Here is a 23,718-nt window from a genome sequence, read left to right as displayed (position 1 = left end):
TCGTACGGCCCGGCCGCTGCCCTCAGCACGGCCGGGCCGTCTTCGGAGGACGCTTTGATACCCCACATATCCGGCCGCTCCAGACGCACGCTGGTGCTGGCGGCCACGCTCGGCGCCGCCCTCGCGTTCGGCGCTCCGGGCGCCCTCGCGGGCACGCTCCCCGTCGTCCCCTCCACCGTGCCGGCCGCCAAGGCTCAGGCTCCGGCCGCCGTGCCGGCTTCCCAGAGTGCGACCTGGGTGGCCGGCACGCGTGCCTACCTCGTGATCACCGCCCCCGGTGACAGTTCGGCGGTCCGCTCCGCGATCGAGGCCAACGGCGGCACCGTCTTCTCGAACTTCGACGCCATCGGCGTGATCGTCGCCCACTCGGCGTCCAGCGGATTCGCCGCCACCATGCGCGGCGTCGCCGGCGTGCAGCAGGTCGGCGCCACGCGCACCTCGGACGTCCCGGCCGACGCCTACAACCCGGCGCTCCCGGCCAATCCGGCTCAGGCCTCGACCCCGGCCGGCGAACCGGTCCGGGCCGACATGAGCCAGATCAAGGCCGACCAGGCCTGGGCCGTGAACCCGGGCTCCGCCTCGGTCAAGGTCGGCATCCTGGACACCGGTGTGGACGACCAGCACCAGGACCTGGCGCCCAACTTCAACGCGGCCGACTCGGTCTCCTGCGCCTACGGCAAGCCCGACACCCGTGCCGGCGCCTGGCGGGACGTCGACACGCACGGCACCCACGTAGCGGGCACCGTCGCCGCGGCCAAGAACGGCAAGGGCGTCGTCGGCGTGGCTCCCGGGGTGACGATTTCCGCGGTCCGGGTCGCCGAGCCGGGCAACGCCTTCTTCTTCGCCGAGAACACCATCTGCGGCTTCGTCTGGGCCGGTGACCACGGCTTCAAGGTCACCAACAACAGCTATTACACGGACCCGTGGCAGTTCAACTGCCCGGACAACATCGACCAGGCCGCCATCATCGAGGGCGTCAAGCGCGCCCAGGAGTACGCCGAGGGCAAGGGCTCCCTCCAGATCGCCGCCGCGGGCAACGAGAACTACGATCTCGCCCACAAGACGACCGACTCCGCGAGCCCGAACGACTCGACGCCGGTCACCCGCACCATCACCAATGCCTGCCTCGACATCCCGACCGAGCTGCCGGGCGTGGTCACGGTCGCGGCCAACGGTACGGGCGTCACCAAGGCCTCGTTCTCCAACTACGGGCAGGGCGTCATCGACGTCGCGGCGCCGGGCAGCAGCGTGTACTCCACCGTCCCCGGCGGCGGCTACGGCAGCAAGAGCGGCACCTCGATGGCCGCCCCGCACGTGGCCGGGGTGGCGGCACTCATCGCCAGTGCCGACCCGGGCATCACCCCGGCGCAGATCCGCGCCAAGCTGGCCGCCCAGGCCAACGACATCGCCTGCCCCTCGGACAGCCGCTGCACGGGCACGACGGCCAGCAACTCGTTCTTCGGCGAGGGACAGGTCGACGCCCTCAAGGCCGTCGGGGCCACCCCGCCGCCCGGCAAGTACTTCGAGAACCTCGCGGACTTCGCCGTCACCGACAACGCGACCGTGGAGAGCCCGATCGCCGTCACTGGCGTGACCGGCAACGCCCCGGCCACCCTCAAGGTGGGTGTGGACATCAAGCACACCTACATCGGTGACCTGAAGGTCGACCTGGTGGCGCCGGACGGCACCGTCTACACGCTGCACAACCGCGCCGGCGGCAGCGCCGACAACATCGCCCAGACCTACACCGTGAACGCCTCCTCGGAGGTCGCGAACGGCACCTGGAAGCTGCGCGTCAACGACAACGCCGCCTCCGACACAGGCAAGATCGACGCCTGGAATCTGACCTTCTAGCGCAGGGCCCGGCAACGCCCGCGTACAGCACGCACTGCGCCGGCGACAGCTCCCCGCCCGCGGCCGCGGACAAGGCGGGCTGCGCTCTGTTCGGCCAGGGCTGCGAACTGCAGGGCGGCAGAGGGCATAGGGGCCTCGGCGGCGGTGTACGCCGCGGTCGGGGCCCGTATGCCGGAAGCGTCCAGGAAGGCCGCGGACGGCCTCCGGGCCGGTGTCCAGCTCACCGTGCGCCTCCCTGAGGAACTGCAGGGGGCCGTGTCCGCGCTGACCGTACGGGCAGCGGGGCCGCGGCTGCGCGTGCTGCGGCCCCGAGGAGCCCAGCGGCGGGGTCAACAAGCCGGTCTGGGTGGGGTGGTCGCGCACCGGCGCCACCGAAACGGATGTCGACCGCTGCTGGCAGTGCTTCCTTCGCCGCTTCGACATCGAGCACCCATTCCGCCTGTTCACGCAGACCCTCGGCTGGACCAAGCCCCGGCTTCGCAGCTCGGAAGCGGCCGACCGGTGGACCTGGATCGTGATCGCTGCCTATGCCCAGCTCCGGGTCGCTCGCCCGCTGGCCACCGACCTCCGCAGGCCCTGGGAGAAGCCGGCCGAGCCGAACAAGCTCACACCCGCCCGGGTTCGCAGAGGGTTCAGGAACCTGCACGCGAAGACCGGCTCCCCGGCTGGTGCACCAAAACCGTCCCACCCCGGCCCAGGCAGGCTGCCAGGCTCGAAGAACCGCCGCCCGGCCACCCGACACGACGTGGGCAAAGTCCTCGCCACCGGCGAGGTGTTCACCCGTCCCACCCACCACAAAGTCGGCACCAAGCCCCGGCGCGGCACCTGAAGGCCCTTGGGGAGGATCGGACCGGTGAGTAGCGGCTCCGTCAGGCGCTGGTGGGCGTGGTTGCCGATTGCTGGCGCAGCGCGGTGAAGTCGGCCTGCGCGGCCTCGACGGCTTCGGGATACGCCTGGGCCTTCTCGTGTTCCGCGAGGGCGCGGTAGATGCTGGCGACGGAGGGGCTGTGTCCCTTGCGTTTGCGGTGGGGATGATCAGGTCGGGCGGAATCCGCTCCACGGACTCGCCGAGCGCGCGGCGCCGGAGGACGCTGTGCAGCATGTCCTCGGTGAGTAGGCGTCACGCCCGACAGACTTCGGGCCCGCTCTGCCTCGCGAGGGCACATGCGGCAGGGGGCCTCACGCCACGTGCAGGTGCCGATTTCGGCGCGGGGGCTCCTCGTCCTTCGTGGCGGACGGTTCCGGCCCGGCCTGGAGGGGGCCCGTCTCGGCGGTGTCCTCGGGCTTGCGGTTCAACTTCGACCTGAGGCCGTTGAGCTTGCTCTTGATGTGCGGCGCGGCCTTCACAGCGACGGCACCGAGCGCGGCGGCGGCGACGGTGGCGGCGACGCCGATCACCACGCCGTTCGCGACGCCTTCCTGACGGCCTTCTTCCCTCGCCTCAGCCCTGATCTCGTCGAGTTCGGTGCCGGCCGGGTAGAGCACGGCGTGTCCAGCGAGCACGTTAGCGGCGTCCCGCAGGAGGGCGCTGATCCCCCCGGGACTGCTCGAATCCGAGAGGCTCGTCCCAGCCGGGCGTTCCACCACGAACACGTCTCGGATGGTCCCGGTCTCTTCGTCATAGGCCATGGGAGCACTGTATGGGGCATCGCCTTTGCCGGGACGGGGTATCCGGCAGGTGACCCTTGGCCGAGGTGTTCTTCTGCCGGCGGCGCTGCCGGACCACAATCTCGGACATGCGAGAAGAGGACCTCTACACCGAGCAGTACTTCGGCGACGAGCAGCAATCCGTCGCCGATGCGCCGCAGTGGGAGCAGCAGGCGTTGCCGACGACGAGGCTGAACGTGCAGTCCAGGAACCCGTACCTGGACTCCATGACGGCGAAGGTACTGCTGGGCGACTACTTCGACACCGGGCGTCTGCCGCCCGCGGAGGTCGTCGCGGCGGTACGGCACCAGTCGTGGAGGGACCTGGAGTACAAGGGGGGTTCACTCAACGTCGTCGGTGACCGGCTGTACGTCCTGTTCTTCCGGTCCATGTGCTCGAAGCTGTCGTACGTCAAGGTCGGCCGGACGAAGAAGGAGGACAAAGCGCAGGTCCGGAAGCGGATCATGGCGCATGAGGGCGAGGCCAAGATCGCCCAGGCGGTCCTTTTCGACGCGTGGATCTCCCGTCCCTGCGTGTCGGCCGTCGCGTGGGAGAAGGGCGTCAAGGCACACTTGAGTGCTGCGGCGGAGGAGGACATCATTCCGGTCGAGCAGGTGAAGGCGGAGTACTTCCGTGGCATCGCCTTCGGCGCTGCTGTCCGGGTGGCCCGGATGCAGGAAGACCGCAGCGGGGTTGTCTTCCTCGCACCGTGATGTCCGGTCCGGGGCGTCGTCCTGTGCTGCGTGTCCTCTTCACGTTCCACGGCCTCTGGACTGCGTCCGGCAGCCGGGGAGAGCGGAAGGGATGCAGCGCGGTCGGGCGGTGCGGGCCCCGTAGGGGCCTTGATCAGCAGAAACAGGGCCGGTCATCGAACCTGAATCAAGATCGGCCAGATGTCGCTACTGACCGTTCCGATCCCCCCCGAGGGCCCTGAAGCTCCGCCCGCCTGAACCGTCAGCAAGCCGACGAGGTTGGATGCCTCCATGGTGAGACGAAAGCGGGAGAAGCAGAGACGACCTCCCTTCGGCATGCCGAAGGGCATCGTCCTGCTCACGACGCCAGAAGGCTGGCGTCACAGTGTCCTCACCGCGGAAGGGGGGATGCTCTGCGGGCATCTCGCCGACGTTCCGGTCACCGCTGGCCCAGCCGAGGCACGGGCCGCCGCGGCGACCATGGTGATGGGACTCGCACACGACTTCCACAAAGTACGCGTCAACGTGACCTGGGATCCGCCCCGGGAACCCGGGTCCTGGACCGCGCAGGTCACCATTGCCTCGATCTCGCCGAACGCCTGTGGTTAAACAACAAGGTCAGTGCTTGTTTCATATTTCGGCGAGTGATCGGGCGTCATGGCCAGCGGTGACGGCGATGAGCCGGATCTTGCCGGTGGTCGGCCTGCTTCGCTGCTGACCCGGGGAGCACATCCAGCCGGATTCGTGGTGTCCCAAACGGTGCGGTGGATAGGTTGCTCTGATGAAGCTGCCTGCGTACTGGATGACGCGTCCCGCTCCGCCACCGGACCGCAGCACGTCGGCATCCTTCGACCGGCTGCTGGAGGAAGCGCTCGCGAACGGTCCCGATGAGCCCATCGACTACCGGCTCGAGGCGCCGAAATGGCAGTTCCTCTGCCATGCCGCAGACCGCGGCAGACTGCTGTTGCACGGCTCGGGCGACCCGGCGATCAGCCGCTTCGAGCCCCGGCAGCCGGATGACAGCAGCGAGTTCGGCAACCGGCGCGCGGTCTTCGCCGCCGGCGACGGGCTCTGGCCGATGTACTACGCGATCCTGCACCGGGACCGCCACCCGATGTCGTTGATCAACGGCTGCGCCCGCTTCGCCAACGGCAGCGAGCGGCTCGGCGAGCCGCACTACTACTTCTCCATCAGCGCGCAGGCGCTGAAGCAACAGCCCTGGCGCCCCGGCACGGTTTACCTGCTGCCCGCAGGCAGTTTCGAGCTGCAGCCGCGGATGCGGGTCGGCGATGTCTCGGTGCAGCTGGCCCAATGGGCAAGTCCCGTACCAGTGACCCCTGTCGCCAAACTGGCCGTGCAGCCGGAGGACTTCCCGTTCCTGGACCAGATCCGCGGTCATGACGATGAGCGGGTCTGGACCCGTGCCGCCGCGGACCCGGATGGCTTCCCCTGGCATGAGGAGGCGTGACGCATGCGTCACGGCGCTGCTGCGTACGTGGTTCTGAACCCTGATCGGCCACCGGAACGGTGCTCATTGTTTTCGGCCTGGACCTGGCTCTGTCCGAACGATCAGGGACCGAGACCGGAGGCGCATCAACGTCAACGCGACGATGTCCCATGGTGTAGTTGTCCCCACCGTCAGGGGGTGGCTTACCGGATGGGCAATGACATCGGTGCGCGGCGATCGTGTGTCACCGAGACGGCTTGATGGCCACACATGGCGAAGGGACACCTCATCGATGCGCATCCTCCGGATCGGGCCGCCCGGAGCTGGCAAGGGCACGCAGGCAGTGCGCCTTGCCGCGCATCTGTCGATCCAGCACATCTCCACCGGTGACCTTTTCCGAGAGCACATCGATCAGGGCACCGAGCTCGGGCAGAACGCCCACACGCACATACGCGCCGGCCTTCTGGCACCGGACGAGGTCACCATCGAAGTGATCAAAGAACGCCTTGCCCGCCCGGACACCGAGCGCGGATTCCTGCTGGACGGCTTCCCCCGCAATCTTGCCCAGGCGGAGGCACTGGACGGCATCCTGGCCGACTCGGAGTCGAGGCTGGATGCCGTGCTGGACCTGGAGATTCCCGAGACCCAGGTGGTCAGGCGGATCGCTGGACGACGGCTGTGCCGTCAGGACCGCGAACACATCTTTCACGTCCACTACAGCCCGCCTGAAGTGGCAGGAGCCTGCGACGTCTGCGGCGGTGAGCTGTACCAGCGAGATGACGACCGAGAGACAACCGTTCGTAAGCGACTGGAGGTCTATCGCAGTGAAACGGCGCCGGTCGTCGACCACTATCAAGCTCAGGGCCTGGTGACCACGATCTCGGCCCTCGGCCAGGTTCAGGAGGTCCTGGACCGCGCGCTGGTCGCGATCGGCGACGGGCAGGTCGATGCCTCCGGCGCGTCGAGTTGCTGACCGCTCCGCTGGGAAGGTGCGGGGCTGCCCCCCCTGGCTACCGCCGCCGAGGGTTGTAAGCCCGCCCGCCCGCTGGCTTGCCGACGGCGATGCGCACCACTGTGCGGGAATGCCCCGCACTGAGCCTCCGTCAACTTGAAGTCGCTGGTCAAAGGGCTGGTGTGCTGGTCTTCGGGGTGCTCACGCTGGTCGTGGGCGGCAGTCTGCGGAGAAGATCGTCTGACGGGGCGGTCGGTTCGCCGGTTCTTGCCCGCTGTGGCCGGACGGCCTTCTACGATCCTGTGCATGCTGGACCCCGAGCTGCTGGAACGGATCACCGCGCGCCGTGCGGACTTGGACGAACTCGAAGAACAGCTGGTCAAGCAGCTGATGGAGGTGCGGGCCGAGCGGGACGAACTCGCCGTCGCCGAAGGTGTCCTTGAGCGGGTGAGCGAGCAGCTCGCCGACGACCGCGCCTCGACCGCGCCAGTTCCTGGGCAGGTGGGCGGCCGAGCGGTGATGCTGATCCCGCACCGCGAGCCGGGCGTGGAGGAGACCATGCTTCCGCCGGACTACCAGCGCATCCCCGCTGCCGCGCGACAGGCCGCCGGACCGGTCATGACTCAGCAGGTCGGCGAGATGCTGGGAGGGGACGTGGGTGTGCGGTCCAAGCTGGAACCGCTGCGGGGGAAGCCGGTCAGACTGACTGACCGCGGCTGGCTGCGGACACTGCCCGACGGCCGGTTCACCACCCGCCTATGAGCAGTGACGCAGCCGCCTGGGTGGCTCTGCTCCACGAGAGCGGATTCTGACAGCGCCAGTGCGGGGCGTAGCTGCCGCGGGTGTTCGGTGACCGGGGATGCCAGGCGTCTAAGGTCGCGTCCATGACGAGAACCACGCCCCCGCGCCCTCTCGATGTCGAGGCGCTCTTCCCGGAACTGGCGGCCTTTCGGGGGACGACAACTCGGCTCCATCCGCGGCCGGGCAGACCAGACCATTCGGCCAGTTCCGTGGGCGGTCCTATGCTGTGGCCGGCGGACGAGCCGTGGCCGGTGTGCGGCGAGGCCCACGGCCGTGGGCGTGGTCGACGCCCGGCCGACATCCGCCGCTATCGGCAGGTTCTGGCTTCCGCGTGGGCCCGCGAGCAGGCTCCCGGCCCGACGGACGAGGAACGGGAGCTCCTGGGCGAGCTGCATCAGGAGCACCGGATCCCCGGGGCATCCGAGATCGACCCGCTGCCGATGATCGGCCTCGCGCAGCTGTACCGGCGGGATGTGCCTGACCTGCCGGCTGGACCGGGCGACTGCGATCTACTTCAAGTGTTCTGGTGTCCCTTCAACGCGCACGGCCCGGGCCGGTATGACCTGGAGCTGCACCTGCGCTGGCGGCGGTCGTGGGAGGTCGGCGAGGTGCTGACCGCGCCGCCGCAGCCGCTGGTCGTCGGGTCCGACGGCTTCGTGCCCGAGCCCTGTGTGCTGCACCCGGAGCAGGTGATCACCTACCCGTTTGCCGGCCTTCTGCCGGAAGAACTGTGCGCCCGGATCGACGCCTGGGAGGAAGCCCTTGACGAGGAAGCCGAACAGTCGGCGGACGAAAGCACGACAGAGCTGCTCGGCTACCAGTACGACCTGTCCATCCCGCCCGGCTGGCACGTGGGCGGCTTTGCTTCCTGGCACTCGACCGACCCGTATTCCATGGATTGTCTGACCTGCACGACACCGATGCACCTGCTGCTGACCATCGACAGCTCGGAATGGGACGGCGGCAGCGGCAGCTGGAAACCGCTGGAGGACCAGAACCAGCCCACTCACCGCTGCGCCACGCCCACGGAGATCACTGTGGGCCGCTGGGGTGAGCTCAACGTATTCGCCTGTCCCAAGGAGCCCGGGCATCCGCTCCGCTGGAGCATCCAGTAGCTTGTCGTGCCTCTGGGGCAGCGCGGCTAGCGTAACCGCGGCGCCCCTGGCGGCCGTTGGGATTGTGTGACGAATGCCAAAGAGCGCGCCACGCCGCAGCGGGCCTGATTCTCCCCGACGACGTCGGCATGGGCCCCGGCGCACTACGCCATCTACGTCGAAGCGCGGAAGCCCGACGGCAGGGACTACACCCTGCTGCGTCTCGGTCCGTACACCCAGGCCCGCCACGCCTCCCACGACGCCGACCGGCTCACCGCCGCACTGCACGGACAGGAGACCACCGTCGTGCCCGGGTTCAGGGTCACCGCGCGCCCGGCGCCGTTCGACGTCAGCGACCACACATTGTTCGCCGACCCGTACGAGGCCGACACCGTCGCGCTCCTGGCCGCCGCGGTCGAAGGAGCGATTGCCGTATGACCACTGCCCTGTACGAGATCGAGACCAGCGAGGGTGACGACGACACGGCGCACCCCGCCGAATGCCTCTGGACCCCGGGCGAGGACGCAGCCGACAACGGGTTCGTTGTCCACCACGGCCTCTACGTCACCGGCATCGCGGCTCCGAACGACGACGGCCCGCACCCGGACAGGTTCATCGTCCTCGGACACCAGCGGTGGGCCGACATCATCGGGGCCGCTGCCGCGTACATGGACCGCGTCCACAACCGGCGGGACCTGCAAAACAGGATGAATTGCAGCGGTTTCGAGGACCGACGAGTCACCGGCCGGCACGTCCTCGATCTCCTTGGGGTAGGAAGCCGCTACATATCAGCTGTTGTGAAGCTACGCCTTTGTCGGCGCTGAGCCCGATCGTCTTTCCGGCGAATCGGGGTGTGCCCGTTGCGTCATCGCCTTTTTGGTCCGGCGATCAGAACAGGCCGTTGTCGTGCGGCAGGGTGTCCGGGATGGGGACGACGATGTCCCAGTGCTCGACGATCTTGCCATCGGCGACACGGAACAGGTCCCAGTACGCAACCGGAACATCGAACTCGCCCTCGGAGACCACCAATACGAAGTCGCCCTCGGCGATCACCTGGTGAGTCGTTCCGTAGGCGATGCTCTTGCCCTGCTCGGCCCACGCCGCAAAGGCGGCGCCGAGCCCGTCAAGCCCGTCAGCGATCTCCGGGTGGTGCTGGTCGTACTGCTCGGTGGAGATGAAGTCGGTCAGCACGGAGAAGTCACCACCCTTGAGGATCTTCTCGACGAATTCGAGGACCAGGGCACGGTTGGCCTCAGTCTTGCCGAGGTCGCTGACCTCTGCCGGGCCGTCGACCTGCGAGCGGCCCGAGACGGTCCTGGCGATCTGGGGGGTGAGTGCGTCCCAGTGCTCGGCGAGCTTGCCGTCGGCGACGCGGAACAGGTCGAGGGCGACCAGCGGGCCGGGACCGAAGCCGTAGTAGACGCCGTGGACCGCGACCAGGTCGCCCTCGGCGATGACCCGGGCAACCTCGTGACGGACGTCGTCGGTGAGTGACCCGATCAGCCCACGCAGGCCTTCGGGGCCGTCGGGTGCGGCCGAGCTGTGCTGGCGGTAGTCGGCGGCCACCCACCGGTCGACGGCGGTGACGTCCTTGTCGCCGAAGAGCTCCTTGACTGCGGTGAGGACGATGGTCTTGTTGTCGCTCATGTTCGTCATTCCCTCGTGCTTGTGGCCTGGTGGGCGGCTTGTGGTTTCTGACATCAACAGTGGTCCCGCAGCCGGTCGGTGCTGCGGTAGGTTCTGGTCTCGTGATGGTGAATATCGGACAGCGCACCCGCGATGCCATCCCGAGGGTGGACTTCAACGCGCGCGTCGGCACTCCGGCCGGCGTCGAGGTGATGTCACTGGCCGAGTTCCGGCGGCGTGGGGGCGGCGGGTTCACGACGCCGCAGCGCCCCGATTTCCACCACCTCATCGCCACGGTCAGCGGGACGCTGAAGCAGGAGGTCGACTTCACCACGTACGACGCGGCCCCCGGGAGCTGGTTGTGGGTCCGTCCGGGGCAGGTCCACAGGTGGGGGGACCTGAGCGAGGTCGAGGGGCATCTCGTGCTCTTCGAGAGCGACTTCCTCGATCCGACCACGGTGGTCGCGGCGCGCTTGGAGACGCTGGGTGGCCCGGTGCTGTACGACGCCGTCGACGACCATGCCGTCGATCTGGCGATCGAGCACCTCTGTCACGAGTTCGGTGCCGTCGGCGCGAGTCCGCTCGACGTGCACATCGCCATCCTGCGGCACCTGCTGTCCGTGCTGGTGCTCCGGCTGGCCGACCGGCCGGGTGGGCTTGCCGGCACTACGGAAGACAGCGAGACCTTCCGTCGATTCCGCGAGGCGGTCGAGCGTGACTTCACCAAGACGCATCAGGTCGCTGACTACGCGAGAGCCCTGGGGTACTCCCCGCGCACGCTGAGGAGGGCAACCGCATCAGCGGTCGGTACCAACGCCAAGGAGTTCATCGACGAACGAGTCACGCTGGAAGCCAAGCGCCGCCTGGCCCACAGCGACGAGACCGCCGTCCGCATTGCCGCACACCTCGGCTTCAGCAGTGCCACCAACTTCAGCAAGTACTTCCAGTCCCGAACCGGACAGAGCCCGATCCAGTTCAGGAACGCGGCCCGACAGGTTTTACCTCCGCGAGGTGGGGCCTGACGCTGCGGACGGCACTCGGCGAGGCGCTGGTGGAGCAGGAGGTCGGTGGTCTCGAACCGTACGTCGGGTTCGAAGCCGACGTACGGCACAGGGCCATGGCCCAGTGCCGGGCGACCCGATGGACCACAAACTGCTGATCCGTCCCGAGTCCTTGGGAACCGGGGCCAGGCCGGCGACGGGTGCGACCAGTCGGCGCCGTCGGTGACGGTGGTGCTGGTAACGGTGAAGAGCGGCCCCATCGTCAGCCAGACCGTCGCCCGCATGGAGCGCATCGGTCTGCTGCCCACACTCACTCATTACGGAACGTCACAGATCACCGGCTCCGACACAGCTTCTGACCTTGGCTCTGTCGGGGATCTTGGAGTTTCCCGGTGCGACAGCATGGTCAACGGGCATGCTCGGGTAGTTCAGGCCGACGAAGCTGTCGAGGTGCCCGTTGTTCCTTCGCCCCCGTTCCGGTGAGCAGGTCCCGTCTCTGACTGCGCAGGTCGCGCGGGCGAGCAACCCGGGCGGCACGACGGCGATATGGGTGCGTGACCGGCTGGACGGGCTGTGGCATGACGAGGACTTCGCCGACTGGTACCCGCGGGACGGGCGTCCAGGTCTCGCGCCTGCGTAACTGGCTACCGTCTGTGTGCTGCAGTTCCTGCTCGGTCTGTCGGACCGGCAGGCCGCTGAGGCGGTCCGCTGCCGCATCGACTTCAAGTACGCGATGGCCATGGAGCTGGACGATCCCGGGTTCCATCACAGCGTGCTGGCCGATTTCCGAGACCGTCTCGCCGAGGGCGTCCGAGCCGACCGGCTCCTCGACCTCGCGCTCGCGCGCCTGAAGGAGGCCGGTCTCGTCCGCGAGCGCACCACCCAGCGCACCCATTCCACCCACGTCCTGGCCGCGGTGCGCGACCTGACCCGCTTGGAGCTGGTCACCGAGGCCGTCCGCGCCGCACTCGAAGAAGTCGCCGGCAGGTCCCCTCGCCTGCTCGACGAACTGGTCGACGAGGACTGGGGGCTCCGCTATGGCCGGCAGGTCCGCCTGGGCAAGAACCCCACCAAACCCAAGACCAGAATCCTCGCCACCGGAAACGACGCAGTACGGCTCCTGGAACACCTCCACCAACACGGAGCGGACCACCCGTCCGGTCCTCGTGTCCAGGCACTGCGCCAGATCATGGTGCAGAACTACCACCGTGACGCCGCAGGGCACCTGAGCTGGCGCACCGCCGAAACGGAAGGTGGGCCCGGACTGCCGCCATCGTCCCGGACCATCGTCTCCCCCTACGACACTTCGGCCCGCTACGCGCGACACGGACACATCATCAGCTGGAAGGGGTTCTCCGCGCATCTGACCGAGACCTGTGCCCCCGACGGCCCCAACGTGATCACGGACGTGGCCACCACGGCGGCCACCACCCACGACAGCCAGGTCCTGCCCGGCATCCACACCCGCCTGTCCCGCCGCGGGCTGCTGCCCGCCGAGCATCTGGTCGACGCCGGCTACACCTCCCTGCCCCACCTGGAACAAGCCGCCCGCGAACACCAGGTCACCGTCTCCGGGCCGCTGAAGAGCAACCCCACCCGCCAGCACCGCCGGAACGAGGGCTTCGCCCGGGACGACTTCCACATCGACTACGACAAGCAGCAGGTCACCTGCCCCCAGGGACAGGTCAGCGCGGGCTGGCACGGCCCCTACCCGACCTCCTCGCCCACCGCGGCACCTCTGATCGTGGCACGGTTCATCAAGAGCCAGTGCCGCCCCTGCCCGACCCGCACCCAATGCACCAGCACCGCCGACAACGCCCGCACCGTGGGTTTTCCCCCGCGAGAGCTCCGTACCTGCAACTTCGCGTCCGCACTGAACAACAGACGCCCGAGTGGAAGGCCCGCTACGCGGTCCGCTCCGGAGTGGAGAGCACGGTCAACGAGTTCGCTCACGGACACGGCATGCGACGCTGCCGCTACCGAGGACAGGGAAAGGCCCACATCCAGCACGTCCTGACGGCCATCGCCGTGAACATCGAGCGCCTCAGCGGACTGCCACCCACCGAGGAAAACCCCACGCCCCGTCGGCCGACTGCCTTCCAGGACTATTTAGACCAGCGTGAGATACCCCGGCCGAAGTCCTGGCGAAGCCTGGGCAGCTGACCCCGGCGACTCCAAGATCCCCGACAGAGTCAAGCTGAACCGTTTCGAGCGCAGGAACTACGGCGTGCCGTAGGGGAATTCCGCAGCGCCAGCAGCCCGTAGGACTCACCGAGCCCAGGTCGACGGACGCGGGTTGTCCTCGAAAGGTACTGAGGAGGGGGCCGGGGCCGGCCGCGCGGTGGCCAGGGCCAGCGGGGGAGAGGTGACCGTGGCCCCGGGCCGCTTTGATCCTGTCCCTGACAGGCTGTCCCGTTCCTTGAGTACCTGGTGTGGGGGGTGGTGGCCGGGCAGGCTAGTTTACTCGGGTGAGTCTCCTTGATGATGTGGCCGAGCGTGACGGCTGGCGCTGCTGGGTGTGTGACGAACCGGTCGACCCCGACGAGTCGGTGAACGACCCGCGGGGGCCCAGCGTCGACAGCCGGACCGCCGACCGCAAGGCCAAGGTCGCCGAGCGGCTCGCGCACCGTGGGTGCAACACCCGTAAGGGCGCGGTCAAGGTGGTCATCGCCTGGCCGGACCGCCTGTACGTGGTCGAACCCGCGCCGCTGATCACCGTTGCCGGGAGGCTGGAGCGCAAGGGGGGCCGCGAGATGGTGGGCCGTTGTCCGACCAGGCGGGACGCCCAAGAGGCGGCGGATTGGCTGGTGGACCGGTTCTCCCGGCTGATACCGGGGCTGCCGGTGACCGCCGACATCGAGGCGGGCGGAGGTCAGTTCCTCGTCATCCTGGCCACCGGCCGCCGCTGACCGCGGCGGCGGGACCGGAGCTCCGCTGGCTGATGGCTAGCCGATCTTCTTCCAGGGCTTGCAGCCGGTGGTCTGGAACGCCTTGTCACCTGCGACCTTGACGATGGCCGGTCCCTGGGCGTTGCCGTTGGCGATGATGGCGCTGCCCTCGCCGGTCGTGTCGCTCAAGCGCGCCCAGTAGCAGCCGTACGTGGTCCTCGCTGCGGTAGGTGCCGGCCTGGAAATGTTTGCCCACCAGGAAGGTTCCATCGCCGGGAATCCCTCCCTTGGGCACGGCCTCCTGCTGCGGCGGCACTGGCGCCGGGGGAAGCGGCACCCGCCTGTACGTCTGCGCCCGTCTCGGTGGCGGTCACGGTCACCGTTGCGGAAGGAGAGTCCTTGCCCCCTCCAGATCCGACGATGCCGATCAGGACTCCCATCAGCAGTCCGCCGAGAGCAACCGTGGTGTGAGTGAACCATCCGCGGAGGGATGAGGCACCGACGGCAGGGGACGGCGTGTGATCCGATGTCGGTCCCGGAGGCGGACCTACGGGTCTGTTTCCGCTCATGTCCACAGAGTGCGCCTGCCGTCACACGGTGTCGCGATTGCCTCGTGGGCCGCGCGATAGACGGCCGGGTGCTGGCCTGCGCCGAGCAACCCCGGCGACCTCCACACCATCCTCGAAAAGGGATTGACGCGCTGGCCCGGGAGAACGACGTCAGGGTGGCCATGGAGATGCATCCGCACAGCCTGGTGTTCTCACCGGTCACCCTGATGCGGCTCGTCGACGCGACGGGCGCGACGAACGTCGGCAATGGACCCCTCCCACGTCCTGTGGCGGGGCATGGACGTCATCGCCTCCACCGAGTGGCTCGGCCCGCGGTCTTCCACGCCGCCGCCAAGGACGCGACGCTCTGCCCGGGCGTCGACATCCGCGGGCCCGTCGTTCACCCGCGTGCCGACCGACGCTCCGGGCAGGGGCAAACGTACGGCTTGTGGTGCAACGCCTGGCCGGAGAACCCGGCTTGGAAGTTCGTTGCGGTCGGCCTAGGCAACGACGTCCCCTTCTGGACCGAGTTCCTGCGCACCCTCGCCGAGATCGACCCCGGCATGGCCGTCAAGCACGAGGACGCCGCCTGCTCGCAGACAGAGGGGCTCTCGCCCTGGCCGCCAAGACCTGCACAGCGCCGCGGCGGCCCTCTGAACGCCCGCTGATGGGACCTCCCGCGCCGATCGACGGGCGCCGGGATCCTGCGTCATCGGTGCTGCAGTCGGGCCTGGCGCGGGACGGTGCCGAACCTGCCAGTGTGGAAGTCGCGGAACGCCTGGTCTATCTCGGCCCGGGTGTTCATGACCATGGGCCCGCCCATCGCGACGGGCTGTCGGATGGGTGGCCCGCTGAAGGTCAGGACCTCGCTGGTGGCGTCACCGTCACCGGTCCGCAAGCCGATGACGGACAGGTCCGCGTCCGGCAGGGGATCGGACCATGCTGTCTGCCCCTCGGTCACGGTGCGGCCGGCGATGCTCACCGCGCCGGCGAGCACGGTGAAGAACGCTCGGTCCTGGCCGGGCAGGACGTGATCGAGGCTCCGGCCGGGCTGCATGGTGATCACCGATCCGGATATCGGCCAGTGGGTGAGCGCCGGGCCGGCCAGGTCGCCGGTGGCGCCGGAGATGAGGTCGATGTGGGCGCCGTCGTGGGCGATGGTCGGCCGGCCGGTGGCGAGCAGGTCCTGGTAGCGGCTGTCGACCATCTTCTTGTCGGCCGGCAGGTTGACCCACAACTGCAGTATGTGGGCGCGTTCATTGCGGAAGGCGAGCTCGCGATGGATGATCCCGTGACCGGCGGTCATCCACTGAACGTCTCCAGCGGTCAGGGTGCCGCTGTTTCCGAGGCTGTCGCCATGCTCCAGTACCCCGTCCCGTACCAGCGTCACCGTCTCCAGGCCCCGGTGCGGGTGCCACTCGAAGCCGGGCTCCGAGAACTGGTCCTCGACCAGCACGAGGAACGGGTCGGTCAGTGCCGGGTCCTGCGGAGAGAACATGAGGCTCTTGTCGTCGACCTGAGCGTCCGGGCCGAGATGGATCCTGTCATCGATCCGGGCGACGGTTCGGCGTGTGGTCTGCTGCTGTGCCTGCATCATGTGCCTCCGCACGACCCTGTGGCATTGACGTACTGATCAAGTCAAGCATCTCGTAGATGATGCGTCAACATTCATTGGCGCGGGCGCGGGCGCGCGCGGCTCGATGCCGACTTCGGCGACGTACGTCTGCAGACGACACCGTCGCCCGCCGGTCGCCCGCCCAGCTCGGGGCCCGCGCCTACACATCACGATGTGGTCATCGGCGAGGGCGGCGGCGACAAACACACCCTGGCCCATGCCATGTCATCCAGCAGCGAAGCGGCCCGGTCGTGGGTACCGACACCGGTGACGGACTGCGGGTCAGACCCTGGCGACGCCTTCGAGCGGGTCGCCGAGGCCATCGCCGCCCGGGTGATGTCAGGGCTCGCCCCCGTGCAGCGGAGTGCCAACGCCGGGGAGGGAGCGGCGCATGCTTCTGAACAGGGCCGGACGGGCGAGGATTCCGGTCGGCGGCGGCAGGTCCAGCGCGTCGCCTACACCCGAACGCCGTTCCGCAGGGTCGGTCTACCCCGTGGTGGACTCCTCGGGCCGGACGACGTCCATCGAGATGGTCAGCGATGGCTCGCTGACCGGCTCGCCCCCGGCCGCCGACCCGCCGGCTACGCCTACATCCGCCAGCTCGGTCTTACGAACTTCTGGATCCGTTTCCATCTCATCAATCACGTTCGCCGAGCGCATCAACAGCGACAGGCAGCTGGACACCCTGGCCAATCCGATCGCCACCGGAGAATCACCACCTGACGGGCGGCCGCCCGCACAGAAAGGCGGCGGCACTCACGAGGAAGGGAGCCTTCGTTGGAGAGTCTGTGGCGGGTGCGGCCTAAGGGGCGCGCGAGTACTGACCCTCCCGCGCCCCCAGGTTCTCCGACTCCCACGACTACGACGAGGAAAACGACACCCGCAGGGGGAGTCGATCACTCCGATCGCGACGGCGCCTGCTGCAGCGCCGTTCCGAAGACCCGGTACCCCCTGTCTGCGTTCGACCGGGTGATCGCCGTCAACGTCCTCGGCGTCTTCAACTCGATGCGCGCCGAGATCCCCGCCAGCAGGGAATGACAAAAGCGGCCGCACTCGAATACGCGTCCCAGGGCGTCCGTATCCGCGTACGTCACGTCCAAGCACGCGGTCGTCGGGCTCACGCGGGGCGCGGCCAGCGACTACGCGGCCCAGGGCGCCTTCTCCCGCGCCGCGGCCGGGGCAGTCTCGAACAGCCCCACTTCGGCACCGCCTGAGGCTGCTCCACTTCCCTCTCCATCGACTGGAACCCGAAGGACACGACACCTACGAAGAGCGGGTCAAAGAGCTGGTCGACGCCAAGGCCAAGAAGATCGTCAGCGAGGAAGCCCGCCCGAGGCCACCAACGTCCTCGACCTCACGGAAGCGAGCGCACCGGCATCCTGCGCCGCGGCACCCGGCGCACCGGCCGCTTCGAGTACCGCGCCGTCCTGCCCAGTGAGATCAACGCCGAAGGCGTCGAAGCGACGCTGAGCGAAGGGGGTGCTGAGCGTCAAGGCGCCCAAGGGCGAAGCCGCCAAGCCGCGCCACATCGAGATCACAGACGGACAGGAAAGCGACACCTCCTCCACCCAGGGCAGCCAGGAGACTGGCGCTTCGTCAGCCGAGGGCTAGGGCCTGTCCGATGGGTCAGGTAACCCACCTGTCGACCGGTCGTTCTGTCCAGTGTGGGGCGGGGTGATCTTTCTGATGACGAGTGGTCTCGACTCGAACGAAGTCTGCCCAAGAACGTTGGGCGGGGCGGACGTTGGCAGGGTCATCGGCGCGTGATCAACGGGATTCTGTTCCGGCAGCGCACCGGCCTGCCGTGGCGAGATCTTCCGACCCGCTTCGGGAAGTGGAAGACGGTGTATGACCGCCATCGCAGGTGGTCCGCGGACGGCACGTGGGAGCGTGTCCTGCGGACGGTCCAGGCCGACGCCGACCTCGAGGGGCGGATCGACTGGAGTGTGGTGAGCGTGGATTCGATGGTCTGCCGCGCCCATCAGCATGCTGCCGGGGCTCATCACCGCCCCGGGTACTGGGGCGCCGGCGCCGTCCGGCCGAGCATCGCCTTGACGAGGCGCTCGGCCGGTCACGGGGTGGTCTCACGACGAACGCTACCTGCGTCGACGCCAGATCAAGCACACCATCCCCGAGCCGAAGAATCAGAGGGTCAACCGCCAACGGCGCGGTAGCCACGGCGGGCGGCCGACCGGCCTCGACAGCACTACCTACAAAAGGAGGAACGCAGTCGAGCGTTGCTTCAACGTGCTCAAGGCTTCCAGAGCCGTGGCGACTCGCTACGACAAGAGGGCCTATGTCTTCCACGGCACGGTCACTCTGGCGGCGATTCGGTTGTGGCTCCGCTACTGATGTCAGCCACCGCAGCGGATGCCCCGGTGGTTGCCTCAGTCGTCGGCGGCGACGATGAGCGTGATCCGCCCAGCTGAGCGGTCGATGAGGACGAACTCGTGGAAGTAGTCGTGCACGCGTCCCCAGTCATGAATCGCCTCATCACCGAGCTCGCTGAGGTGGTAGATGCCATCGGCTGCGGCCAGGCGGGCGAACGCCTCCCGCTGCAGATCTGCCTCCAGCTCGGTGGGCACGTCCCAGAGCGGATCCACCCACTCCCGCAGGATCTGCACGGCCTTCTCCTGGCTGATGGACTCGTACAGGTCGGGAGTGATCAACCGCAGCCAATACGGACCGTGCCGGGGCCCGTCCGGCAGCACTCCACCACCTGCATAGTCGTCCCGGAACTGCTCATGCCCAATCAGTGCGGCAAGCAGCCCTCTATCGGCCACTGACTCCGCAGAGAAGCGGAGCTGCTTGATGTCAACCCACCGAAACCCGTGCTCCTTCGGATCCGGGACGTAGCGTCGAAAGTTGATGAAGGCGCTTTCCTCGGGAGCGAGCGCGTTGTCCATGGCGCCAGCCTAGAAGGCAGGCAAGACCCTGCCGACTCACCGGACAGGCCCTAGTGTGGTGGGGCTGATCTTCGTGCATCTGCCGGGGCGCAAGTCGCCGGTCCGGCCGGGCGACTTGAAGCAGCCTACGCCTGGCGGAAGTCCAGCTGCAGCAGCGGCGAATGCGTCGAGGTCGCCGCCTGCCCCACACCATCCGCATCCGCGACTCCACGGACCCCGCCGAGCCGCGTCTCACCCTGTCCCCGCCACCTGGTCCGCCTTCCTCAGCGGCCCGCCGACTCCCGGAACCGTCCCGGCGACATACCCACCGTCGTCTTGAACGCCCGGTTGAAATCGGACGCCCGGGGAAAGCCCCAGCGGGCACCGATCGCGTGGACCGGGACGTCCCGGAGCGCCGGGTCGGCGAAGTCGCGGCGGCAGCGGGCAAGGCGCTGTTCGCGGATGAACGCGGCTGCCGTGGTGCCGTGCTCCTGGAAGATGCGCTGCACGTATCGCAAGGAGATGCCGTGTGCCGCGGCGATGGCGGCGGGCGAGAGGGCCGGGTCGCCGAGGTATCGGTCGACGAAGGTCGCGATGCGCAGGTACAGGATGCGCCGCCGGGATTCGGACGGCAGTTCCGGGTCCTGGTAGGCGCGGCGGCCCAGGATCACCGTGGTGAGGTCGAGGGCCGTCTGTCCCAGCTGTATCAGCTCCGGCGGCGAGCAGTGGGCGTACTCGTCCGCGATGCCGGTGAGAAGCTGGGAGAGTAGTCGGCCGCACCCGGTCCGGGCCGGGAACGGGACGGCCAGCAGCTGCGTCACCCGCTGCGGAGCAAGACGCAGCGACCGCTTCGGGAACCGCAGCACGAGGGCGCCCGGCACGGCTGGCGGAGGCAGGGAACTGTCGAACAGGACCATCTCCCGGGGCTCCCCGGCACCCGCCCGGGCGTGCGCCCGCTCGGCGCGTCGCCGTCCGGAGAGGGGACAGACCAGCTGGTACAACTCCGGATTGCTCTGCCGGACGAGCTGTGGTGCTCGCTCCGACCGGCACAGTTCACATGTCAGTTCCAGCAGCTCCGCGACACCCAGCGGTATGCACGCGAATACAGGCAGCATCGCACTCATTCCCCCCAGGCGGTACATCTTCCTGCGAACCACCGAGAAATGACCAGTGCGCTCTCGGCCAACCACTGTGCGCTTCCGGCTCATGACGCGCCCTGACCCCGCCAGCGAGGGTGATGCCGCACCGTCCCAGACAACAAAGGGGAAACAGATGCGCATACGCAAGAAGCTGGCTGCCGTGTCCGGTCTGACCGCGATGGCGGCGTCGGCGGCACTCCTGCTGGGGGCGACCCCGGCCTCGGCGGGACCGAACTGTGCCTCCGGCTACCACTGCGTCTTCTACTTGGGCATCAACGACTCGGCCCGGCACTCGTACTTCGACAGCGACAGCAACTTCACCAACGACACGTTCAACCAGCTCACCGGCCGGTCCGGCGGCGGACTGAACGTCAACGACCAAACGGTCTCCGCGAGCAACTCCAGCACCGGCGGGTACGAGAGCCACTACCACTACAACGCCGGCACCAGCTACTCGACCTTCCTGTTCTGTGTGAACCCCGGCTCCTCCGTCAACTACCTGCCGAGTGGCCAGCAGAACCGGGCGAGTGCCCTCCAACTGCGCGGCACGACCTCGATCTCCTGTTACTGAGCGATCACGCGCCAGGGGCTGGGAGGCGGCGGTCACAGCTCCGCCTCCCGGTTCGCTGCCCCTGCGCACACCAGCCACGGTCATGGATTACGGAGGAAGGGCCTGCCATGTCACCGATCAGACCTCGCCGGAACATGGGCATCGTCCTGCTGGTGCTCCTACCGCTCGCGCTCGTGGCAACCGCCGCCTGGGCGCTGAGCGGACGCACTTCGGCTTCGCCGGAGCCGTCTGCCCGGCCCGAGACGGCGCCGTGGGCCCGGCTCCCCCTTTACGGCCTGCTCCGCGCGCCGACCGACAGCGCCCGGCGCGCGCACCGAGCGGAACAGCGACTGGTGGTCACCTGCATGGCCGCCCAGGGGTTCCGCTACACCCCGGCTTTCGCCGCCGTCGACTCCGGTACGAGCCCGGCGCTCTTCGGCGTCGAGACCCTCGACCCGTCGGGCGGCGCCACCGGGGCGCCCGAGCCGCAGCCGTCCGAGCAGCGCGGCGGCAAGGGCTTCGACCGTGCGCTCTACGGCGACCCCGACCTCAGGATCTCCGCCCGGAACAAGGTGCTACAGGTCACCCGGCCCGCGACGGGGTGCCTCGCCGAGGCCCAGACCCGGCTGCAGGGCGAGGCCGGGCGAAAGCAGGACCTCACCCTTCGGATGCAACTCGACCAAGGCGAACGGGACGCGTTGCAGGCGCTGGAGAAGGACCCGGCCTTCCGCACCCTCACCACACGTTGGCGGGCCTGCATGAAGCGTGCCGGAGTCACCGCCGACGACCCCCGCGAGCTCATCGGAGACCTGCCGCGCGGCACCGACCCCGCGACCAGTCCCGCGATCCGCACCGACGTGAAGTGCAAGGAGAGCACCGGCTATCTGAAGGCCGCTTACGGCCGGCTCGCCGCGATGCAGCAGCAGTGGGTGGACGCGAACCGGAAGTCCGTGGCCGAGTGGAAAGCCCTCCGGCTCTACGAGGACGGAGTGGCGAGAGAGATACTGAAGACCGACGCCTCCTGAAACAACCGCAGCAGGCGGTGGCCGTCGAGGACGTGGCGGATGGTGTTGATGCGGTGCTGGTCACGGCGCGGACCCGGGACGATCCGGTGTCCTGCCCGATGTGCGGGACACCGACGGCGAAGGTGCACGCGTACCACGGCCGGACGGTGGCGGTCCGTGCTGTTCGATGAGGTCGCAGGTGCAGGTGCCGCCGTCGTGCACCGACTTGTCGCACTCGTCATGGTGGTCCTGCTGCGGCAGCGGCCTCACCGGGACGGGACGTGCGGTGACTGCGGCGGGCCGGGCCGGGCCGGGCCGGGGAGGGCTGGTCGGCGGTGCGGAGCTCGGTGTCGACGACGGTGGAGGCGATTTCGTCCTTGCGCCATTTCTCAGGGTTGTACGGCACCAGGCCGCCCGGGTAGGCCATGCGCAGCAGTTAGGCCTTGGTGTGGTTGCGCATCAGCTCGTTCATGCGCTGCATCCGCCCCGTGCCCCGCGCAAGGACGTCTTCGGTGACGCCGCACAGACCTGCCAGGAGCTGCCGTCCGGCTGCGTTCAGCAGTACCTCGGCGTCGGCCCGCGCGCCCCCGCCGTCGTGCCCGGGCGGATAGTTGCGCCAGCGCCAGCACGACTGCAACACCTTCGCTTCCATCCCGTAGCGGCTCGCGATGCGGCAGATCAGCGGCGAGGTCGTCTCCCCCTGTAGGGGTGCGGTCCGCAGCAGTCGGGGGCGATGGGTCACTCCACCACGGTCTAGTGTTCGCCGTCCCGGCGGGTGCTTTGGCAACGATGCCCAGCGGAATCCAAGCGAGCCGGTTTCCCGAGAACGGCTGTGGAGAGCTGATGCCTTTTCGCATGCTTCCCCTCGGCTTCTTCGCCAAACCGGGGGTCAACCCGAGGACACCGGCAGCTCGTTTCAGTCCCAGCGCACGGAGCTCTCTCTCCTGGTCCCCACAGCGGCCGCGGCTGTCCTGTCGCAAATGATCCGGTCCATGGCCATGTCGGTGACCTGCGACGACCAGAGGAACTGAGACGTTGAAACGTCGAGAATCCCGGTTGACTTGGCCGCCATGTGCAGGGATCACTGTTGTCGTCTCAGTTGATCTGGTCCGCCTCCACTGCTTTCAATGGCTGGTCAATTGATCTCTGCGCTGCCGCAGACGAAGGCGGTGTCCTGGAGATGGGTCGGCGTGAGGCGGACCTGCGTGAGGTGCTCGGCGAGGGCGAAGGCGGCCGGGACTGCGAGGTCGGTGTCGAGGTCGTCCGTCGTGGTGGGCTCTTCTGGGAACTCGAAGCCGAGGCGGCGGATGACATCCAGGAACTCGTCCGGGTGGGATCCATAGCGGTGACCGGCGTCACGGAGGTCGAACTGAAGGCGCTGGTCGGTGTTCTCGGTACAGAGGAACGAGCCGTCATTGTTGGCGTTGCTGTTGTCGTACATGAGGGTCCACGGGCCGATCGTGGTCATGCCGAACAGTGTCCGCGTGCCGCTGAACGGGGCGTATGAGTCATAGGCAGCTTCGACCAGTGCCGGGATTCCGGTGTGCGCGGGTTCGGCTCGGCCACCGAGCCGGCGGAGCAGATCCGCTGGTGAGACTTCGTGAACGAGGGTGATGCAGTAAGCCTCTGCGAGGTCTGGGAACGTTCCTCGAACCACAGGTAGTCGGTGGTGTGAGCAGTCATGGCCGTGATCCTCGCTCATACCTCTGGCAACGCATGAGTTTCCGTAGTCACCGTGTACGGATGACGAAATCCCGCTACCTGTCGATCCTGGACGAGACATCGCTGCGGATGCCTGGGAAGACCTCAACTGCCCAGGCAGCGGAGGTACAGGACACCAGACCGTTTGAGACCACGAGCGAAACGGACCAGATCACTTGAGAGCGTTGTGGCCAATCGGATTGCGTTCGAGCGGTAGCCGGGGGCGGTTCGGACGCTCGTGCGGTGCGGGTGGCGGGCATTAAAGAACGGGCCC

The 23,718-nt window shown here is 68.3% G+C and carries 25 protein-coding genes and 3 pseudogenes; 18 read left to right on the top strand and 10 right to left on the bottom strand.

Features of this window, described 5'->3' with window-relative positions:
* Window positions 1–93 precede the first annotated feature (93 nt).
* Complete coding sequence (locus ACH4TV_RS46540) at window positions 94–1,854, top strand: S8 family peptidase (RefSeq protein WP_398407557.1); 1,761 nt, start codon at window positions 94–96, stop codon at window positions 1,852–1,854.
* Window positions 1,855–2,170: 316 nt separating this feature from the next.
* Window positions 2,171–2,683, top strand: a pseudogene (locus ACH4TV_RS46535) (transposase); the annotation flags it as partial.
* Between the two features lie 350 nt (window positions 2,684–3,033).
* Here the strand turns inward: ACH4TV_RS46535 and ACH4TV_RS46530 are convergent.
* Entirely contained in the window at window positions 3,034–3,483 is a 450-nt protein-coding gene (locus ACH4TV_RS46530; RefSeq protein ID WP_398407537.1) for a hypothetical protein, read from the bottom strand.
* 107 nt (window positions 3,484–3,590) lie between these two features.
* Between ACH4TV_RS46530 and ACH4TV_RS46525 the strand changes: the two genes are divergently transcribed.
* The 8 genes from ACH4TV_RS46525 to ACH4TV_RS46490 all read left to right on the top strand — a co-directional run bounded on the left by ACH4TV_RS46525 (window position 3,591) and on the right by ACH4TV_RS46490 (window position 9,311).
* Window positions 3,591–4,214 (top strand): hypothetical protein, encoded by a 624-nt coding sequence (locus ACH4TV_RS46525; protein WP_398407536.1) that lies wholly within the window; start codon window positions 3,591–3,593, stop codon window positions 4,212–4,214.
* A 270-nt stretch (window positions 4,215–4,484) separates the two neighbouring features.
* Complete coding sequence (locus tag ACH4TV_RS46520; protein WP_398407535.1) at window positions 4,485–4,802, top strand: hypothetical protein; 318 nt, start codon at window positions 4,485–4,487, stop codon at window positions 4,800–4,802.
* Window positions 4,803–4,974: 172 nt separating this feature from the next.
* Complete coding sequence (locus ACH4TV_RS46515; RefSeq protein WP_398407534.1) at window positions 4,975–5,661, top strand: hypothetical protein; 687 nt, start codon at window positions 4,975–4,977, stop codon at window positions 5,659–5,661.
* Window positions 5,662–5,932: 271 nt separating this feature from the next.
* Window positions 5,933–6,613 carry an adenylate kinase gene (locus ACH4TV_RS46510; RefSeq protein ID WP_398407533.1) on the top strand — a complete coding sequence of 227 codons (681 nt, stop codon included), beginning with the start codon at window positions 5,933–5,935 and terminating at the stop codon, window positions 6,611–6,613.
* Between the two features lie 285 nt (window positions 6,614–6,898).
* Complete coding sequence (locus ACH4TV_RS46505; RefSeq protein ID WP_398407532.1) at window positions 6,899–7,354, top strand: hypothetical protein; 456 nt, start codon at window positions 6,899–6,901, stop codon at window positions 7,352–7,354.
* Between the two features lie 122 nt (window positions 7,355–7,476).
* Entirely contained in the window at window positions 7,477–8,508 is a 1,032-nt protein-coding gene (locus ACH4TV_RS46500; RefSeq protein WP_398407531.1) for a hypothetical protein, read from the top strand.
* Between the two features lie 285 nt (window positions 8,509–8,793).
* Window positions 8,794–8,925 (top strand): hypothetical protein, encoded by a 132-nt coding sequence (locus tag ACH4TV_RS46495; RefSeq protein ID WP_398407530.1) that lies wholly within the window; start codon window positions 8,794–8,796, stop codon window positions 8,923–8,925.
* On the top strand, window positions 8,922–9,311 hold the full coding sequence (locus ACH4TV_RS46490; RefSeq protein ID WP_398407529.1) for a hypothetical protein: 390 nt from the start codon (window positions 8,922–8,924) through the stop codon (window positions 9,309–9,311). Before ACH4TV_RS46495 ends, ACH4TV_RS46490 begins: the two co-directional genes overlap by 4 nt.
* Window positions 9,312–9,375: 64 nt before the next feature.
* Here the strand turns inward: ACH4TV_RS46490 and ACH4TV_RS46485 are convergent, their stop codons facing one another.
* Window positions 9,376–10,134 (bottom strand): nuclear transport factor 2 family protein, encoded by a 759-nt coding sequence (locus tag ACH4TV_RS46485; RefSeq protein ID WP_398407528.1) that lies wholly within the window; start codon window positions 10,132–10,134, stop codon window positions 9,376–9,378.
* A 104-nt stretch (window positions 10,135–10,238) separates the two neighbouring features.
* Here ACH4TV_RS46485 and ACH4TV_RS46480 point away from each other — a divergent pair, with 104 nt between their 5' ends.
* From ACH4TV_RS46480 to ACH4TV_RS46465, 4 genes and pseudogenes are all read left to right on the top strand, one after another.
* The gene (locus tag ACH4TV_RS46480) at window positions 10,239–11,135 is read left to right on the top strand and encodes a helix-turn-helix domain-containing protein (RefSeq protein WP_398407527.1); all 897 of its coding nucleotides are present in this window, start codon (window positions 10,239–10,241) and stop codon (window positions 11,133–11,135) included.
* Window positions 11,136–11,769: 634 nt separating this feature from the next.
* Window positions 11,770–11,883, top strand: a pseudogene (locus ACH4TV_RS46475) (transposase); the annotation flags it as partial.
* A gap of 1,025 nt (window positions 11,884–12,908) precedes the next feature.
* Entirely contained in the window at window positions 12,909–13,277 is a 369-nt protein-coding gene (locus ACH4TV_RS46470; RefSeq protein WP_398407526.1) for a transposase, read from the top strand.
* 305 nt (window positions 13,278–13,582) lie between these two features.
* A complete protein-coding gene (locus ACH4TV_RS46465) occupies window positions 13,583–14,023 on the top strand; it encodes a hypothetical protein (protein WP_398407525.1) in 441 nt (146 codons plus the stop codon).
* Between the two features lie 36 nt (window positions 14,024–14,059).
* On the opposite strand, the gene ACH4TV_RS46460 is transcribed toward ACH4TV_RS46465, so the two are convergent.
* Window positions 14,060–14,191 (bottom strand): hypothetical protein, encoded by a 132-nt coding sequence (locus ACH4TV_RS46460; RefSeq protein ID WP_398407524.1) that lies wholly within the window; start codon window positions 14,189–14,191, stop codon window positions 14,060–14,062.
* Window positions 14,192–14,870: 679 nt separating this feature from the next.
* Here ACH4TV_RS46460 and ACH4TV_RS46455 point away from each other — a divergent pair.
* Window positions 14,871–15,218, top strand: coding sequence for a hypothetical protein (locus tag ACH4TV_RS46455; RefSeq protein WP_398407523.1), 348 nt, complete (start codon window positions 14,871–14,873; stop codon window positions 15,216–15,218).
* A gap of 41 nt (window positions 15,219–15,259) precedes the next feature.
* Here ACH4TV_RS46455 and ACH4TV_RS46450 read toward each other — a convergent pair whose 3' ends face one another.
* Complete coding sequence (locus ACH4TV_RS46450; RefSeq protein ID WP_398407522.1) at window positions 15,260–16,147, bottom strand: pirin family protein; 888 nt, start codon at window positions 16,145–16,147, stop codon at window positions 15,260–15,262.
* A gap of 504 nt (window positions 16,148–16,651) precedes the next feature.
* Entirely contained in the window at window positions 16,652–16,870 is a 219-nt protein-coding gene (locus tag ACH4TV_RS46445; protein WP_398407521.1) for a hypothetical protein, read from the bottom strand.
* A 959-nt stretch (window positions 16,871–17,829) separates the two neighbouring features.
* Here ACH4TV_RS46445 and ACH4TV_RS46440 point away from each other — a divergent pair.
* Window positions 17,830–18,517 (top strand): annotated as a pseudogene (locus tag ACH4TV_RS46440) (IS5 family transposase).
* Window positions 18,518–18,552: 35 nt separating this feature from the next.
* Here ACH4TV_RS46440 and ACH4TV_RS46435 read toward each other — a convergent pair.
* Together ACH4TV_RS46435 and ACH4TV_RS46430 are read right to left on the bottom strand one after the other, a co-directional pair.
* A complete protein-coding gene (locus tag ACH4TV_RS46435) occupies window positions 18,553–19,071 on the bottom strand; it encodes a hypothetical protein (RefSeq protein ID WP_398407520.1) in 519 nt (172 codons plus the stop codon).
* 263 nt (window positions 19,072–19,334) lie between these two features.
* Entirely contained in the window at window positions 19,335–20,165 is an 831-nt protein-coding gene (locus tag ACH4TV_RS46430; RefSeq protein WP_398407519.1) for a helix-turn-helix domain-containing protein, read from the bottom strand.
* A 157-nt stretch (window positions 20,166–20,322) separates the two neighbouring features.
* Here ACH4TV_RS46430 and ACH4TV_RS46425 point away from each other — a divergent pair, with 157 nt between their 5' ends.
* Both ACH4TV_RS46425 and ACH4TV_RS46420 read left to right on the top strand, forming a co-directional pair.
* Window positions 20,323–20,760 (top strand): hypothetical protein, encoded by a 438-nt coding sequence (locus ACH4TV_RS46425; protein ID WP_398407518.1) that lies wholly within the window; start codon window positions 20,323–20,325, stop codon window positions 20,758–20,760.
* A gap of 107 nt (window positions 20,761–20,867) precedes the next feature.
* Window positions 20,868–21,764, top strand: coding sequence for a hypothetical protein (locus tag ACH4TV_RS46420; protein WP_398407517.1), 897 nt, complete (start codon window positions 20,868–20,870; stop codon window positions 21,762–21,764).
* A gap of 217 nt (window positions 21,765–21,981) precedes the next feature.
* On the opposite strand, the gene ACH4TV_RS46415 is transcribed toward ACH4TV_RS46420, so the two are convergent.
* The 3 genes from ACH4TV_RS46415 to ACH4TV_RS46405 form a co-directional block, all read right to left on the bottom strand.
* Window positions 21,982–22,170: a hypothetical protein gene (locus ACH4TV_RS46415; protein WP_398407516.1), complete on the bottom strand. Its 189-nt coding sequence runs from the start codon at window positions 22,168–22,170 to the stop codon at window positions 21,982–21,984.
* Window positions 22,171–22,179: 9 nt separating this feature from the next.
* The gene (locus ACH4TV_RS46410; RefSeq protein ID WP_398407515.1) at window positions 22,180–22,485 is read right to left on the bottom strand and encodes a hypothetical protein; all 306 of its coding nucleotides are present in this window, start codon (window positions 22,483–22,485) and stop codon (window positions 22,180–22,182) included.
* A gap of 393 nt (window positions 22,486–22,878) precedes the next feature.
* Window positions 22,879–23,445 (bottom strand): DUF6461 domain-containing protein, encoded by a 567-nt coding sequence (locus ACH4TV_RS46405; protein WP_398407514.1) that lies wholly within the window; start codon window positions 23,443–23,445, stop codon window positions 22,879–22,881.
* Window positions 23,446–23,718 lie beyond the last annotated feature (273 nt).

The organism is Streptomyces sp. NPDC020898 (assembly GCF_044333925.1).
In the GTDB taxonomy this organism is placed as follows: Bacteria; Actinomycetota; Actinomycetes; order Streptomycetales; family Streptomycetaceae; genus Streptomyces.
This window is presented reverse-complemented; position numbering and strand designations above follow the sequence as displayed.